14 protein-coding genes are annotated in these 15422 nt (G+C 50.8%); 7 read left to right on the forward strand and 7 right to left on the reverse strand.

The genetic code is table 11. The annotated features are described in order from the left end of the window. The 3 genes from HEN33_RS09450 to HEN33_RS09460 all read left to right on the forward strand — a co-directional run. The coding region (locus tag HEN33_RS09450) for a 3'-5' exonuclease (RefSeq protein ID WP_183083426.1) at positions 1–1097 on the forward strand (1097 nt) is incomplete at its 5' end. A 61-nt stretch (positions 1098–1158) separates the two neighbouring features. Next, on the forward strand, positions 1159–1428 hold the full coding sequence (locus tag HEN33_RS09455; RefSeq protein ID WP_000003742.1) for an excisionase: 270 nt from the start codon (positions 1159–1161) through the stop codon (positions 1426–1428). Continuing rightward, positions 1397–2515 carry a phage integrase Arm DNA-binding domain-containing protein gene (locus HEN33_RS09460; protein WP_183083427.1) on the forward strand — a complete coding sequence of 373 codons (1119 nt, stop codon included), beginning with the start codon at positions 1397–1399 and terminating at the stop codon, positions 2513–2515. Before HEN33_RS09455 ends, HEN33_RS09460 begins: the two co-directional genes overlap by 32 nt. Before the next feature lie 76 nt (positions 2516–2591). On the opposite strand, the gene HEN33_RS09465 is transcribed toward HEN33_RS09460, so the two are convergent. Next, positions 2592–3059 (reverse strand): DUF2335 domain-containing protein, encoded by a 468-nt coding sequence (locus tag HEN33_RS09465; protein WP_001113310.1) that lies wholly within the window; start codon positions 3057–3059, stop codon positions 2592–2594. Then, positions 3037–3240 carry a hypothetical protein gene (locus HEN33_RS09470; RefSeq protein ID WP_000824186.1) on the reverse strand — a complete coding sequence of 68 codons (204 nt, stop codon included), beginning with the start codon at positions 3238–3240 and terminating at the stop codon, positions 3037–3039. Before HEN33_RS09470 ends, HEN33_RS09465 begins: the two co-directional genes overlap by 23 nt. A gap of 308 nt (positions 3241–3548) precedes the next feature. On the opposite strand from HEN33_RS09470, the gene potC reads away from it, so the two are divergent. Together potC and potD are read left to right on the forward strand one after the other, a co-directional pair. After that, a complete protein-coding gene (potC, locus tag HEN33_RS09475; protein ID WP_000580316.1) occupies positions 3549–4343 on the forward strand; it encodes a spermidine/putrescine ABC transporter permease PotC in 795 nt (264 codons plus the stop codon). Next, positions 4340–5386, forward strand: a complete 1047-nt coding sequence (potD, locus tag HEN33_RS09480; RefSeq protein WP_000759307.1) for a spermidine/putrescine ABC transporter substrate-binding protein PotD — start codon at positions 4340–4342, stop codon at positions 5384–5386. The genes potC and potD overlap by 4 nt, the downstream gene beginning before the upstream one ends. 212 nt (positions 5387–5598) lie before the next feature. Here potD and cobB read toward each other — a convergent pair whose 3' ends face one another. Genes cobB through lolC form a run of 5 tightly spaced genes read right to left on the reverse strand, consistent with a single transcriptional unit; the run spans position 5599 to position 10513 of the window. Further along, a complete protein-coding gene (gene cobB, locus HEN33_RS09485; RefSeq protein WP_000952736.1) occupies positions 5599–6420 on the reverse strand; it encodes a Sir2 family NAD+-dependent deacetylase in 822 nt (273 codons plus the stop codon). 15 nt (positions 6421–6435) lie between these two features. Beyond that, a complete protein-coding gene (nagK, locus tag HEN33_RS09490) occupies positions 6436–7347 on the reverse strand; it encodes an N-acetylglucosamine kinase (protein ID WP_000291270.1) in 912 nt (303 codons plus the stop codon). Positions 7348–7375: 28 nt separating this feature from the next. Next, complete coding sequence (gene lolE, locus HEN33_RS09495) at positions 7376–8620, reverse strand: lipoprotein-releasing ABC transporter permease subunit LolE (RefSeq protein ID WP_001251354.1); 1245 nt, start codon at positions 8618–8620, stop codon at positions 7376–7378. Further along, positions 8620–9321, reverse strand: coding sequence for a lipoprotein-releasing ABC transporter ATP-binding protein LolD (lolD, locus tag HEN33_RS09500; protein ID WP_001033695.1), 702 nt, complete (start codon positions 9319–9321; stop codon positions 8620–8622). Before lolD ends, lolE begins: the two co-directional genes overlap by 1 nt. After that, positions 9314–10513, reverse strand: coding sequence for a lipoprotein-releasing ABC transporter permease subunit LolC (gene lolC, locus HEN33_RS09505; RefSeq protein ID WP_000284708.1), 1200 nt, complete (start codon positions 10511–10513; stop codon positions 9314–9316). The genes lolD and lolC overlap by 8 nt, the downstream gene beginning before the upstream one ends. 261 nt (positions 10514–10774) lie before the next feature. Between lolC and HEN33_RS09510 the strand changes: the two genes are divergently transcribed. Further along, positions 10775–11848, forward strand: a complete 1074-nt coding sequence (locus tag HEN33_RS09510; protein WP_176263682.1) for an acyltransferase family protein — start codon at positions 10775–10777, stop codon at positions 11846–11848. A gap of 127 nt (positions 11849–11975) precedes the next feature. Continuing rightward, positions 11976–15422, forward strand: a complete 3447-nt coding sequence (gene mfd, locus HEN33_RS09515) for a transcription-repair coupling factor (protein ID WP_176263681.1) — start codon at positions 11976–11978, stop codon at positions 15420–15422.

Raw genomic sequence — 15422 nt, forward strand, 5'->3', positions numbered from 1 at the left:
ACGAAGTAAACAAAATTATGCAGGCAGCCAATATCAGCCAGCCTGACGCCGATAAGTTGCTTGCTGTATCGCGTGGTGAATTTGTTGCAGGGATTAGCGACCCGAATGATCCGAAATGGGTGAAGGGGATTGAAACCCGCGATTCTGTGAACCAGAACCAGAAAGAAACGGAACAGAACGACCAGAAAGCGGAACAAAACAGCCCAAATACGCAACAAAACGAGCCAGAAACGAAACAACCTGAGCCAGTAGCGCAACAGGAACCGGAAAAAGTCTGCACCGCCTGCGGTCAGACCGGCGGTGGCAACTGCCCTGATTGTGGCGCGGTGATGGGCAACGCTACATACCAAGAAACATTCAATGGAGAAAATCAGGCTGAATCTCAGGAAAAAAATCCGGAGGAAATGGAAGGCACTGAACATCCTCATAAGGAGGATACTGACGGTGAGCAGTATCACGATAGCGATAATAAAACTGGCGGGGCGGCAGATCACTCAATTAAGATGAACGGTCATCATGAAAATACATCCACCAGCAGAGCAGGTATTCATCTGATGATCGACCTTGAAACGATGGGAAAAAATCCCGATGCCCCGATTATCTCAATAGGTGCAATATTTTTCGATCCGCAAACCGGAGATATGGGACCGGAATTTAGTAAGACCATCGATCTGGAAACAGCTGGCGGAGTCATTGATCGTGACACCATTAAATGGTGGCTTAAGCAATCACGCGAGGCGCAATCTGCCATTCTGACCGATGAAATCCCGTTAGATGATGCACTACTGCAATTGCGGGAATTTATCGCCGAAAACTCCGGTGAATTTTTTGTTCAGGTCTGGGGAAATGGAGCCAACTTCGACAACGCGATTTTGCGCCGTTCATACGAACGGCAGGGGATCCCCTGCCCGTGGCGTTACTACAACGATCGCGATGTACGCACAATCGTTGAGCTGGGGAAAGCCATAGACTTCGATGCCAGAACGGCTATTCCATTCGAAGGTGAGCGCCATAATGCACTTGATGACGCCCGTTACCAGGCAAAATACGTTTCAGCTATCTGGCAAAAACTGATCCCGAGTCAGGCTGATTTTTAATGTTCAACCGTCGCCAGTTGTCGTTGGTATTCTGCAACTGGCGCGTTCCGGAGTGATAGCCATGAGCGAACAGTACCTGATAACGCTCGATGAGTGGAAACCAAAACGGTTCAGTCTCCCAATAACAAACACTACCCTGGTGAAATACGGAAAACTAGGATACATCGTTCCAAGACCACAAAAAATTCGTGGGCGTTGGCTGATAGATCGCCGAGCAGTATTTGTTGGGCCAGGTGAAACGGGAATTGCGCCGGAAATTCATACTGGCGATGATGATGCACTGAAGGAGATTTTAACTCATGTCACCGAGGCCACGAAAAAACAGCACTGACGTAGCATGCCTTTACGAAAAGTTTGATCGCAGAACTGGCAAGGTTTACTACCAGTATAAAAATCCTGTGACTGGAAAATTTCACGGACTCGGAACAGATAAAGGTAAGGCAGAAAAAATCGCTTCCACAGCCAATCAGCGAATAGCTGCAGCAGAAGCTGAATATTTCATGCGCAAAATTGATGAAAGTCCGTCAGCAACAAAACGTCGGGGTATTAGATTAAAGGCATGGGTTGATCGATATCTGAAAATACAGGACACGCGACTGAAAAATGGAGATATTGCAGCTACAACTCACAAAGAAAAAGCTCGAATGGCTGCATACCTGGTTTCCCGTCTGGGAAACCACCCATTGAAAGAACTGGAAGTAAGAGACTTTGCATTAATACTGGATGAGTGGCTGGATAAAGACATGGTCAGCACAGCGAGAGTAAATCGCGGATTATGGGTTGATATTTATAAAGAAGCACAGCATGCAGGGGAAGTTCCTCCTGGATGGAATCCTCCGGAGGCTACCCGTAAACCGATCCCTAAAGTAACCAGAGCCAGGCTCACCCTGGAAGACTGGCAAAAAATTTACAACGCAACGCCTGAAAAACACTTTATCCGTAACGCAATGCTTCTTGCGATTGTTACTGGTCAGCGCCGTGATGACATTTGCCACATGCGTTTTTCAGATGTGTGGAACGAACACTTGCATATCACCCAGGGAAAAACCGGAATGCGTCTGGCGTTACCGCTTACACTACGCTGTGATGCCATTGGGATAACGTTAAAAGAAGTTATTGATGGGTGCCGAGACAGAATATTAAGTCCATATCTAATCCATAGTCGGCACCAGAAACAACCAAAGCCGATGAGTAAAGACAACCTGAGCGACTACTTTGCCAAAGCACGGGATCTGGCTGGGATAACTCCACCAGCAGGAAAAACTCCGCCAACATTTCATGAACAACGCTCCCTGTCAGAACGACTGTACCGCGCGCAGGGTATTGATACAAAAACATTACTGGGACATAAAGTCCAGGCAACCACCGATCGTTATAACGATACTCGTGGTCAGGAATGGGTTAAATTGGTTGTTTGACGAAATAAATACAGCTGAAAAATGTTGATATTGCTTTGCTAGTGTAAAAACCCCGGCATCAACCGGGGTTCGGAGACTAATCTTGATCAGGTTCCTGCTTAGAATAATGTTTTCCAACAATAAATGCCGTAACCAATGCAACAAGATCTATTGAAACGAGAGTTCCGGCAAGAACTGTCTCCCCCATGACGCCAAAGACAGTGGCAGCTAAGATGATCAATATTGCCAACCAAAAAGCCTTTGTTTGACCATCTCTGGCAATATCAATGCTATCAGCCACTGTTTTATGGCGATGAGCCTGCTCTTTTTCGGTCAACTCAACAAGTCGATTTGCAAGCCCAGGCACCAGTTGATCATACTTTTTAAGCATTGAAGGTGGCGGAACAGGCCCCTGAAAATGCTGGCAAACAATAGCCCGCACCTGCGGACTATCCAAAACCCTGTTTAAGACCTCTGGATTTTCGATTACTCGAGAAACCAGTTCATTATCCTTTTGTTCTTCACAAGTGAGTTTGGTGTTCTCACTTTCTTTTTGATCTGGCATTGTTCAGCTTTTCAACGTTAACGGATACCATTGCTTTTTGGAAATCGCCTCTGATAGCCGCAGCATCCTGACGCAAAGCGGAAACTGGATTCGCTGGCATACCATTTGCTGAAACGACCGTCGGGCTCAGGGCTATAACCGAGCCAATGGCTTGTAACAAAGCCACACTTTTACGCTTCATAGTCACTCCTGAGTTCAATGGGATTCAAAACGGATTCAAAGTGAATCTTGATAGCTAATTCTAATACCACATTATGTGGTTTTTCAACACGAAGAAATCACATCAAAAATCTCATTCGGAAAGCGATATGGGTAAACAAACTGGAATACTTTTCTGTCCTAGTAAGCTCACCCATGTATAAAAATGCTGTAAAATGCGTGGTCCTGTTTTGGGGAAAAGTTTTGGAGAGATTTTGGAGAAAGGAAAAAATTGAATAAATTCAAAATCCTGAAAGTGTCCCGCCTTATGAACAAGAAGGTGGAACTCGAATGATCGGTCGACTGCTTCGCGGCGGTTTTATGACCGCTATCTACGCGTACCTGTATATCCCAATCATTATTTTGATTGTGAACTCTTTCAACAGCTCGCGCTTTGGCATCAACTGGCAGGGTTTTACCACCAAATGGTATAGCCTGCTGATGAACAACGACAGTCTGTTGCAGGCAGCTCAGCATTCACTGACGATGGCGGTGTTTTCGGCGACGTTTGCTACGCTTATCGGTTCACTGACGGCAGTTGCGTTGTACCGTTATCGCTTTCGTGGTAAGCCGTTCGTTAGCGGAATGCTGTTTGTGGTGATGATGTCGCCAGATATTGTGATGGCGATTTCTCTGCTGGTGCTGTTTATGCTGCTGGGTATTCAGCTTGGCTTCTGGTCGCTGCTGTTCTCGCATATCACCTTCTGCCTGCCGTTTGTGGTGGTGACGGTGTATTCGCGCCTGAAAGGTTTTGATGTGCGAATGCTGGAAGCGGCGAAAGATCTCGGTGCCAGCGAATTTACCATTCTGCGAAAAATCATTCTGCCACTGGCAATGCCAGCGGTAGCGGCGGGCTGGGTGTTAAGCTTTACCCTGTCGATGGACGATGTAGTAGTTTCTTCGTTTGTCACCGGGCCGAGTTATGAAATTCTGCCGTTAAAAATTTATTCGATGGTCAAAGTCGGCGTATCGCCGGAAGTTAACGCGCTGGCAACCATATTACTGGTGCTGTCGCTGGTGATGGTAATTGCCAGCCAGCTTATTGCTCGTGATAAAACGAAAGGTAACACAGGGGACGTTAAATGAAAAAATGGTCACGCCACCTGCTCGCGGCGGGTGCTCTGGCACTGGGCATGAGCGCCGCTCACGCCGATGACAACAACACGCTGTATTTCTACAACTGGACCGAGTACGTGCCGCCAGGACTGCTTGAACAGTTCACCAAAGAAACCGGTATTAAGGTTATCTATTCGACTTACGAGTCGAACGAAACCATGTACGCGAAGCTGAAAACGTACAAAGACGGTGCCTATGACCTGGTGGTTCCTTCAACCTATTACGTCGATAAAATGCGTAAAGAAGGGATGATCCAGAAGATCGACAAGTCGAAGTTAAGCAATTTCAGCAACCTCGATCCAGACATGCTCAACAAGCCGTTTGACCCGAATAACGACTATTCCATTCCGTATATCTGGGGTGCGACGGCGATTGGCGTTAACGGTGATGCGGTGGATCCGAAATCTGTCACCAGCTGGGCCGATCTGTGGAAACCTGAGTATAAAGGCAGCCTGCTGCTGACCGACGATGCCCGTGAAGTGTTCCAGATGGCGCTGCGCAAACTGGGCTACTCCGGTAACACCACCGATCCGAAAGAGATTGAAGCTGCGTATAACGAGCTGAAAAAACTGATGCCAAACGTAGCGGCGTTTAACTCCGATAACCCGGCGAACCCGTACATGGAAGGCGAAGTTAACCTCGGCATGATCTGGAACGGTTCCGCTTTCGTTGCACGCCAGGCGGGTACGCCAATTGACGTGGTATGGCCGAAAGAAGGCGGCATTTTCTGGATGGACAGCCTGGCGATCCCAGCAAATGCCAAAAACAAAGAGGGCGCGCTGAAATTGATCAACTTCCTGCTGCGCCCGGATGTGGCAAAACAGGTTGCTGAAACTATCGGTTATCCAACGCCAAACCTCGCCGCGCGTAAGCTGTTAAGCCCGGAAATAGCGAACGACAAGACGCTCTACCCGGATGCTGAAACCATTAAAAATGGCGAATGGCAGAATGACGTTGGCGCAGCCAGCAGCATTTATGAAGAGTATTATCAGAAGCTGAAAGCAGGACGTTAATTCAGCAAGCGGGCGGTGATATTACCGCCCGTTTTTTATTTAGCAAGGATGTGGCTAATGTTGCTGTTATGGACGAGTAAACGCTAAAAGAGGCAGTAAATATGCCAGATGCGGCGTCAACGCCTTCTCTGGTCTACGACACCCGCAAATTCAATTCATTGCGCCCCATCGTAGGCCTGATAAGCGTAGCGCATCAGGCAATGCTTCCTGCTTTATAAGCCCTTCAGCAACTTTTCAACAAACTCTGGCACCACCTGGCTTGCCGGGCCGTAATATTTCTCGGCAAATTCATTACCGACCTGACTCGGTTCAAGATTGAGTTCCACAGTGTGCGCACCATGCAGTTTCGCTTCGTGAACAAATCCAGCCGCCGGATAAACATGCCCGGAAGTACCAATGGCAATGAAAATATCGGCCATCGACAACGCCATATAAATTTCATCCATGCCGAGTGGCATTTCGCCAAACCACACTACGTGCGGGCGCAAGGGTGCCGGGAACTGGCAACAATGGCATTTATCTTCTGGCGTAACGTCTCCGGTCCAGTCGAGAACCTGACCACTTTGCGAACAGCGAACTTTCAGCAGTTCCCCATGCATATGAATAACATTGGTATTACCTGCGCGTTCATGCAGGTTGTCGATATTCTGCGTCACCAGCAAAAAGCGATCGCCGAGAGCATCTTGCAGTTTAGCTAGCGCAAGATGCGCGGCGTTAGGCTGAATTTCTGGCTGCTGTAGCTGTCGACGACGGGCGTTATAAAACGCTTGCACCAGTTCAGGATCGCGATCGAAACCTTCCGGCGTTGCCACATCTTCAACCCGATGTTCTTCCCACAGGCCATCTGCGGCGCGAAAGGTACGAATACCTGATTCCGCAGAAATCCCTGCCCCTGTCAGTACGAGTACTCTTGGTTTTTCCATTGCTTCCGGCACCACTTTATCTCTGAAAAAAATACGCTGACGCAAACGCTCGCGCAGGCGGCGTTTATTTTTACGAAAACGACTTAACCGATGACCCCGACGCGACAGCATAGCAACCTCTGTTGTTTAATCGGTTAGATGTAGGAAAGCCGCACCACGCATTCCTCCCGCATCACCGTGGCGCGCGCGTTCAATGCGCGGAACACGAGCTACAGGTAAGAGATGACGAGGCAGCCTGTCCGCCAGTTGCGTTGTGATTGCCGGGAAATTCGATAAGCCACCACCAATGACGACCAGGTCAGGGTCAACAATGGTCAGAATATTTCCCAGACAAACCGCTAATAAATCCAGATAACGCTCAACGTGCGCCCTTGCCTGCTCATCGCCTTGATCATAAAGCGCAATAATTTCGGGAGCCTGCAACGGTTGATGATAATAGTGTTGATACAGCCACGCAAAACCGCGACCAGACAGATAATTTTCAATGCAGCCATGCTGACCACAGCCGCAGCGGCGTAACGGGAAATCCAGCCCCATCATGGTTAACGCATCAACCGGCAGACGCATATGGCCAAACTCGCCGGTAATATAGCTTTTACCGGTAATTGGTTTACCGTTGAAAATCAGCCCGCCGCCAACGCCGGTGCCGAGAATCAACCCCATCACCAGTGGATATTGAGTAAATTCATCATCCCATGCTTCAGAAAGTGCAAAACAGTTGGCATCGTTATCAAGGCGTACATCGCGATCAAGACGTGCGCTCAGGTCGGCACGCAGCGGTTTACCGCTGGCAGCAGGGACATTGGCGGCATACAGCGTACCATCTTCTGTTTCCGGCATTCCCGGAATACCGATGCCGACAGAACCTTTACAGCCAAAACGTTGGTCAGCTTCGGCTACCAGCTCGCACACTGCATCTAAAAATGCGTCATAGCTGTCACGCGGTGTCGGCACCCGCTTTTCCCACTGCAACTGCCGACCGCTATCAAACACGCCTAGCGCAATTTTTGTTCCACCAATATCAAACCCGTAATACATTGCCGCTCCTTGTTTTAATGTACTGCCTTTACTGGCCGCTAAGGACTCGCGCAGGGTCAATATTACTGGCGCGCCGCGCCGGATACCAACTTGCCAAAAGACTCAGCAACAATGCTGTGACCAGTACGTAGAAGACGTCCAGCCAGTGCAATTCCGATGGCAGGAAGTCAATAAAATAGATATCGCTGGAGAGGAACTGATGACCGATCAGCTTTTCAATCCACTCAATAATCGGGGTAAGTTGCAGTGAAACCACCACGCCGATAATCACCCCACACAGGCTGCCGAACAGCCCTGCCAGTAATCCATACCAGACAAAGATGGCGCGAATTAAACCATCTTTCGCCCCCAGCGTTCTTAATACTGCGATATCGCCACTCTTGTCTTTCACCGCCATCACTAAGGTAGAGACGATGTTGAAACAGGCCACGCCAATCACCAGTACCATCGCCAGATACATAATGGCGCGGATCATCTGGATATCGCGATACATATAGCCGTAAGTACCAATCCAGCTTTTAATATAAACATAGCTGTTGGTCACTTCACCCGCATCGCGTACCAGCTTATTGGCGTTGAAAACATCCGTCATTTTAAGGGCAATACCTGACACGCTGGAACCCATATCAAGATATTGCTGGGCATCCGCCAGCGGGATCATGGCAAAACTGTGATCGAGTTGGCCACTCAACTGCAAAATACCGGCAACGTGCAAACGCACACGTTTTGGCTGCATCAGTTTATGCTCGGGATTCGAATTTGGGATCATAATCGACACCCAATCGCCCTGCTTCACTTTCAGCGCATCCGCCACGCCTTTGCCGATGATAATTTGCTGTTCGCCTGCTTTAAAATTGCTCCACGCATCGTCCTGGACAAACGAGGGTAATGCGCTCAAACGCTGTTCCTGTTGCGGGTTAACGCCCTTGACCTGAATTGCGCGCAGATTGGCACCACTTTCCACCAGCCCGGTGAAATTGATATACGGCGCGGCAGCGGCAATACCCGGCACTTTTTGCACGTTATCCAGGGCTTCTTGCCAGTTAGTCCACGGCTGATCCACCGCCTCAATTTCGCCATGCGGCACCACCGCCAGAATGCGGTTGTTCAGTTCGCGTTCAAAGCCGTTCATCGCGCTTAAGCCGACGATCAATACCGCCACGCCGAGGGCAATGCCAATGGTAGAAATGACGGAGATCAGCGACACCATACCGCCGCGTCGCCGTCCGCGACTAAAACGCAGGCCAATCAATAACGATAAAGGCATCGCCATTACTCCGCCCCCATCAGGCTCAGTTCCGCCGTCAAACGACCATCACGCATTTCTAACTGGCGGCTCATGCGTTTCGCCAGTTGCAGGTCGTGAGTAACCACCAGGAAGGCAGTGCCCTGCAAGCGATTCAATTCCCCAAGCAACTGGAAGATGCTGTCGGCGTTACGTGCGTCAAGGTTACCGGTAGGTTCATCCGCCAGTACCAGACGCGGGTTATTGACCAGCGCACGGGCAATCGCCACACGCTGGCGCTCACCGCCAGAAAGTTCAGATGGGCGGTGATTCGCACGATGCTCCAGCCCCACCGCTTTTAACATCTCCAGCGCACGGCTGTTGATTTCAGCGGGCTTTTTCTTGCCAATCAGCAGTGGCATAGCCACGTTTTCCAGGGCGGTAAAATCCGGCAGCAGGTGGTGAAACTGATAAATAAAGCCCAGCTTCTGGTTGCGCAGCTCTGCTTTCGCCGCCGAAGACAGTTTGCTCATCGGTTGACCGTTAAAGATCACATCGCCGGAGGTTGGCGTATCCAGCCCGCCCAGCAGGTGCAGCAAGGTACTTTTACCAGAACCAGAGCTACCGACGATCGCCATCATTTCACCTTCGCCGACGCTGAAACTGACATTGTGCAGTACATCGGTTTGCACACTGCCTTCCTGATAGCGTTTGCACAGGTTGTCGCATTGCAACAGGATCTTATTCATAACGTAAAGCCTCAGCGGGTTGAGTGGCGGCAGCGCGCCATGAAGGGTAAAGCGTAGACAGCAGCGCGATAGCCATCGCCACCAGCGCAATAACAATGACCTGTAAAGGTTCGATAGCGACTGGCAGTGCCGCACCATCAAGCAGGACGCCGATTATCGGCATCAGATTATTCAACTGGCTGGCAAGCAGTGCACCAAGCGCCGCTCCGAGGATCGCACCGATAATCCCGGCGCTGGCCCCTTGCACCATAAAGACCATCATGATTTGTCGCGGAGTTAAGCCTTGCGTTTGCAGGATCGCTACTTCGCCCTGCTTCTCCATCACCATCAGCCCTAGCGAGGTAATAATGTTAAACGCCGCTACGGCAACAATCAGGCTCAGCAGCAAGCCCATCATATTTTTTTCCATGCGTACGGCCTGGAACAGCTCGCCTTTACGATCACGCCAGTCCTGCCATTTGCTGCCTTCAGGCAGTTTTTGCTGGCTTAAAGAATCAACTTTCAGCGGCTCATCCAGCCACAAACGCCAGCCAGTGATATTGCCTGCCGGATAACGCATCAGACGCGAGGCATCCTCAATATTCACCAGCATTTCATAGCCATCGACTTCACTGTTGGCGGCGAAAGTGCCAATCACATTGAACAGGCGCTGGCTTGGAATACGCCCCATCGGCGTGAACTGGCTGGCAGACGGCACCATCACGCGGATTTGATCACCGCGATTGACACCTAACTGTGAGGCAAGTTGTTCGCCGAGAATGACATTATATTTCCCCGGTTCGAGATCAGCTTGTTTCACATTGACCAGATACGGCGTGAGTGGATCTTTTTGCGCCGGATCGATACCCAGCATCACCCCGACCGCCACGCTGCGCGCGCTTTGCAGTACCACATCACCGGTAGTAATAGGTGCGACGCGATTAACGCCGTCCAGTTTGACTGCCGTTTCCGGGAGTTGCTGCGGGTTAAGAGAGCCATGCTCAGAAGAGAGAATTGCCTGTGGCATCAGGCCAAGGATGTTGTTTTGCAGCTCGCGCTCAAAGCCGTTCATCACTGACAATACTGTGACCAGCGCCATCACCCCGAGGGTAATGCCGATGGTAGAAAGCCAGGAGACGAAGCGACCGAAGCGATCCGCTGCACGCCCACGCATGTAACGCAGGCCAATAAATAGAGCGACAGGTTGGTACATGAAATCCGTCTTGTTGCTGTAGCAAAGACACGAGTATATAAGCGAAAGCAAGATGGGTAAACGTCTGAACTGTAAGTGATCGTCAGGGCTAATCTGAAAAGTCCCCGTAAATCAATCGGCTAAATTGCCATGTTTTATCATCAATCTTGCCGCCTGATCTTAATCTGAAAAATCATCCAATACAGACAGATACCCATTACACCTCGGGTCATAACCCGCAGGATCAACCGCATGTAAATTAAAAAAGAGCGTGTTGTCCTGATGAAACAAAAAGAGCTATGGATTAACCAGATCAAAGGGTTATGTATTTGTCTTGTAGTGATTTATCACTCGGTCATTACCTTTTATCCGCATCTGACCACTTTTCAGCATCCGTTATCGGAAGTCCTGAGCAAATGCTGGATCTATTTCAATCTTTACCTTGCCCCCTTTCGTATGCCGGTTTTTTTCTTTATTTCTGGCTATTTGATTCGCCGCTATATCGATAGCGTGCCGTGGGGAAATTGTCTCGATAAACGCATCTGGAGCATCTTCTGGGTGCTGGCACTGTGGGGCGTGGTGCAGTGGCTGGCGTTAAGTGCGCTGAATCAGTGGCTGGCACCTGAGCGCGATTTAAGCAATGCCTCCAATGCCGCTTATGCCGATTCCACCGGTGAGTTCCTGCACGGGATGATCACCGCCAGCACCAGCTTGTGGTATCTGTATGCTTTAATTGTCTATTTCGTGATATGTAAACTTTTTAGCCGTCTGGCGCTGCCACTATTCGCCTTGTTTGTGCTGCTGAGTGTGGCGGTTAATTTCGTTCCCACGCCGTGGTGGGGAATGAACAGCGTGATCCGCAATTTGCCTTATTACAGTCTTGGCGCATGGTTTGGCGCAACATTAATGACCTGTGTTAAAGCGGTGCCGTTGCGCCGCCATCTGCTGATGGCTTCTTTGTTGGCCGTTCTGGCGGTCGGTGCCTGGTTGTTTAATATCTCGCTGCTGTTGTCGCTGGTATCGATTGTGGTGATCATGAAGCTGTTTTATCAGTACGAGCAACGCTTCGGTATGCGCTCCTCCAGCCTGCTGAATGTGATTGGCTCCAACACCATTGCTATCTATACCACCCATCGCATACTGGTAGAAATATTCAGCTTAAGCCTGATTCCGCAAATGAACGCGGCACGCTGGTCGCCGCAAGTCGAACTGACGCTCCTGCTGGTTTACCCCTTTGTCAGTTTGTTGATTTGTACTGTTGCGGGCTTGCTGGTAAGAAAACTTTCACAGCGCGCATTCAGCGATCTGTTGTTCTCCCCGCCTTCTCTGCCCACAGCCGTCAGTTACTCCCGCTAAGCCATCGCCCCAGCCGGGGCGATTCAATTTGCTAAACCATGTCGATTACGGATAATGAACAGCATTGCTTATCAGAGATATGCCCCCATATGTTGAGGCATATCCTAACGAGAATCTGACAACCGTTATGCCTGAACAATATCGTTATACGCTGCCCGTCAAAGCGGGTGAGCAGCGTCTGCTGGGCGAGTTAACTGGCGCTGCCTGCGCGACGCTGGTAGCGGAAATTGCCGAACGTCACGCCGGTCCGGTGGTACTTATTGCACCAGATATGCAAAATGCTCTGCGTTTGCATGATGAAATCAGCCAGTTTACCGATCAGATGGTGATGAATCTGGCGGACTGGGAAACCCTTCCCTACGACAGTTTTTCGCCTCATCAGGACATTATCTCCTCACGCCTTTCCACTCTTTACCAGCTACCAACGATGCAGCGTGGCGTACTGATTGTTCCGGTGAATACGCTTATGCAGCGCGTTTGCCCGCACAGTTTCCTCCACGGCCACGCGCTGATGATGAAAAAAGGTCAGCGGTTATCTCGTGATGCCTTGCGTACGCAACTGGACAGTGCCGGCTATCGCCATGTTGACCAGGTTATGGAGCACGGCGAATACGCCACGCGCGGCGCGTTGCTGGATCTTTTCCCGATGGGCAGCGACTTGCCTTATCGTCTTGATTTTTTTGATGATGAAATCGATAGCCTGCGCGTATTTGACGTTGACAGCCAGCGTACGCTGGAAGAAGTAGAAGCGATCAATCTGTTGCCCGCGCACGAATTTCCGACAGATAAATCGGCAATTGAACTGTTCCGCAGCCAGTGGCGCGATACCTTCGAAGTGAAGCGCGATGCGGAACATATTTATCAGCAAGTGAGTAAAGGCACATTACCTGCCGGGATCGAGTACTGGCAGCCGCTATTCTTCAGCGAACCGCTGCCGCCACTGTTCAGTTATTTCCCTGCCAATACGCTGTTGGTGAATACTGGCGATCTGGAAAACAGTGCCGAACGTTTCCAGGCTGACACGCTAGCGCGTTTTGAAAATCGCGGCGTCGATCCGATGCGTCCACTGTTGCCACCACAATCGCTCTGGCTGCGGGTAGACGAGCTCTTTTCAGAGCTAAAAAACTGGCCGCGTGTGCAGCTAAAAACTGAACATTTACCGACAAAAGCAGCGAATGCCAATTTAGGTTTCCAGAAGCTGCCAGACCTGGCCGTTCAGGCACAACAAAAAGCGCCGCTGGATGCGCTGCGTAAGTTCCTCGAGTCTTTCGACGGTCCGGTGGTGTTCTCGGTAGAAAGTGAAGGTCGCCGTGAAGCGCTGGGTGAACTGCTCGCGCGAATTAAAATTGCTCCTCAACGCATTATGCGTCTTGATGAAGCCAACGACCGTGGGCGTTATCTGATGATTGGCGCTGCCGAACATGGTTTTGTCGATACGGTACGTAATCTGGCGCTGATTTGCGAAAGCGATCTGCTCGGTGAACGCGTTGCCCGTCGTCGTCAGGATTCTCGCCGCGCCATCAACCCCGATACACTGATCCGTAACCTTGCGGAGCTGCATATTGGTCAGCCGGTGGTCCATCTGGAGCACGGCGTCGGTCGCTATGCCGGAATGACCACGCTGGAAGCCGGCGGCATTACCGGCGAGTATTTGATGCTCACCTATGCCAACGACGCCAAATTGTATGTTCCGGTGTCGTCGCTGCATCTGATTAGCCGTTATGCAGGTGGCGCGGAAGAAAATGCCCCGCTGCATAAACTTGGCGGCGATGCGTGGTCACGCGCGCGGCAGAAAGCGGCGGAAAAAGTGCGTGATGTGGCGGCAGAATTGCTGGATATCTACGCACAACGCGCCGCCAAAGAGGGCTTCGCGTTTAAACACGACCGTGAGCAGTATCAGTTGTTCTGCGACAGCTTCCCGTTTGAAACCACGCCGGATCAGGCGCAGGCCATTAATGCGGTGCTTAGTGACATGTGTCAGCCGCTGGCAATGGATCGTCTGGTGTGCGGCGATGTTGGCTTTGGGAAAACTGAAGTCGCGATGCGCGCCGCTTTCCTGGCGGTAGATAACCACAAGCAGGTGGCGGTGCTGGTGCCTACCACCCTTCTCGCGCAGCAGCATTACGACAACTTCCGCGACCGTTTCGCCAACTGGCCAGTACGCATCGAAATGATCTCCCGTTTCCGCAGCGCCAAAGAGCAGACGCAAATCCTTGCGGAAGTGGCAGAAGGGAAAATCGATATTCTGATCGGTACGCACAAACTGCTGCAAAATGACGTCAAGTTTAAAGATTTAGGCTTGCTGATTGTCGATGAAGAACACCGCTTCGGGGTGCGTCATAAAGAGCGCATTAAAGCGATGCGGGCGAACGTGGATATTCTGACACTTACCGCAACGCCGATCCCACGTACGCTGAATATGGCGATGAGCGGAATGCGCGATCTGTCGATTATTGCCACGCCGCCAGCCCGTCGTCTGGCAGTTAAAACCTTTGTCCGTGAGTATGACAGTCTGGTGGTCCGGGAGGCGATCCTGCGTGAAATTTTGCGCGGGGGACAGGTTTATTATCTCTACAATGATGTGGAAAACATCCAGAAAGCTGCCGAACGACTGGCGGAACTGGTGCCAGAGGCGCGGATCGCCATCGGTCACGGGCAGATGCGCGAGCGCGAACTGGAACGGGTGATGAATGATTTCCATCATCAACGTTTTAACGTGCTGGTTTGTACCACCATTATCGAAACCGGGATCGACATCCCTACCGCCAACACCATTATCATTGAACGCGCGGATCACTTCGGTCTGGCACAGCTGCACCAGTTGCGCGGTCGCGTCGGACGTTCGCATCATCAGGCATATGCATGGTTGCTGACGCCGCATCCAAAAGCGATGACTACCGATGCGCAAAAACGTCTTGAAGCGATTGCCTCGCTGGAAGATCTCGGTGCAGGTTTTGCGCTGGCAACGCACGATCTGGAGATTCGCGGCGCGGGTGAACTGCTTGGCGAAGAACAAAGCGGCTCAATGGAAACTATCGGTTTCTCGCTGTATATGGAGTTGCTGGAAAACGCCGTCGATGCGCTGAAAGCCGGACGCGAGCCGTCGCTGGAAGATCTCACCAGTCAGCAAACAGAAGTCGAGCTGCGGATGCCGTCGCTATTGCCAGATGATTTCATTCCTGACGTGAATACGCGTTTGTCGTTCTATAAACGTATTGCCAGCGCCAAAACGGAAAACGAACTGGAAGAGATCAAAGTCGAGCTTATCGATCGCTTCGGCCTGCTGCCGGATCCGGCGCGTACCCTGCTGGATATTGCCCGTCTGCGTCAGCAAGCGCAGAAACTGGGGATCAGGAAGCTGGAAGGTAATGAGAAAGGTGGGGTGATCGAATTTGCCGAGAAGAATCACGTTAATCCGGCCTGGTTGATTGGTTTGCTGCAAAAACAGCCGCAGCATTACCGCCTTGATGGTCCGACGCGCCTGAAGTTTATTCAGGATTTGAGCGAGCGGAAAACGCGTATCGAATGGATTCGCCAGTTTATGCGTGAACTGGAAGAGAACGCGATCGCTTAA

It is taken from the genome of Escherichia sp. 94.0001 (assembly GCF_013369155.2).
In the GTDB taxonomy this organism is placed as follows: Bacteria; Pseudomonadota; Gammaproteobacteria; order Enterobacterales; family Enterobacteriaceae; genus Escherichia; species Escherichia coli_F.

Bases quoted from the DNA above. Each gene is read 5' to 3' on its own strand.
- HEN33_RS09455 (WP_000003742.1), top strand. From the start codon at position 1,159: ATGAGCGAACAGTACCTGATAACGCTCGATGAGTGGAAACCAAAACGG.
- HEN33_RS09460 (WP_183083427.1), top strand. From the start codon at position 1,397: ATGTCACCGAGGCCACGAAAAAACAGCACTGACGTAGCATGCCTTTAC.
- HEN33_RS09465 (WP_001113310.1), bottom strand. From the start codon at position 3,059: ATGCCAGATCAAAAAGAAAGTGAGAACACCAAACTCACTTGTGAAGAA.
- HEN33_RS09470 (WP_000824186.1), bottom strand. From the start codon at position 3,240: ATGAAGCGTAAAAGTGTGGCTTTGTTACAAGCCATTGGCTCGGTTATA.
- potC (WP_000580316.1), top strand. From the start codon at position 3,549: ATGATCGGTCGACTGCTTCGCGGCGGTTTTATGACCGCTATCTACGCG.
- potD (WP_000759307.1), top strand. From the start codon at position 4,340: ATGAAAAAATGGTCACGCCACCTGCTCGCGGCGGGTGCTCTGGCACTG.
- cobB (WP_000952736.1), bottom strand. From the start codon at position 6,420: ATGCTGTCGCGTCGGGGTCATCGGTTAAGTCGTTTTCGTAAAAATAAA.
- nagK (WP_000291270.1), bottom strand. From the start codon at position 7,347: ATGTATTACGGGTTTGATATTGGTGGAACAAAAATTGCGCTAGGCGTG.
- lolE (WP_001251354.1), bottom strand. From the start codon at position 8,620: ATGGCGATGCCTTTATCGTTATTGATTGGCCTGCGTTTTAGTCGCGGA.
- lolD (WP_001033695.1), bottom strand. From the start codon at position 9,321: ATGAATAAGATCCTGTTGCAATGCGACAACCTGTGCAAACGCTATCAG.
- lolC (WP_000284708.1), bottom strand. From the start codon at position 10,513: ATGTACCAACCTGTCGCTCTATTTATTGGCCTGCGTTACATGCGTGGG.
- HEN33_RS09510 (WP_176263682.1), top strand. From the start codon at position 10,775: ATGAAACAAAAAGAGCTATGGATTAACCAGATCAAAGGGTTATGTATT.
- mfd (WP_176263681.1), top strand. From the start codon at position 11,976: ATGCCTGAACAATATCGTTATACGCTGCCCGTCAAAGCGGGTGAGCAG.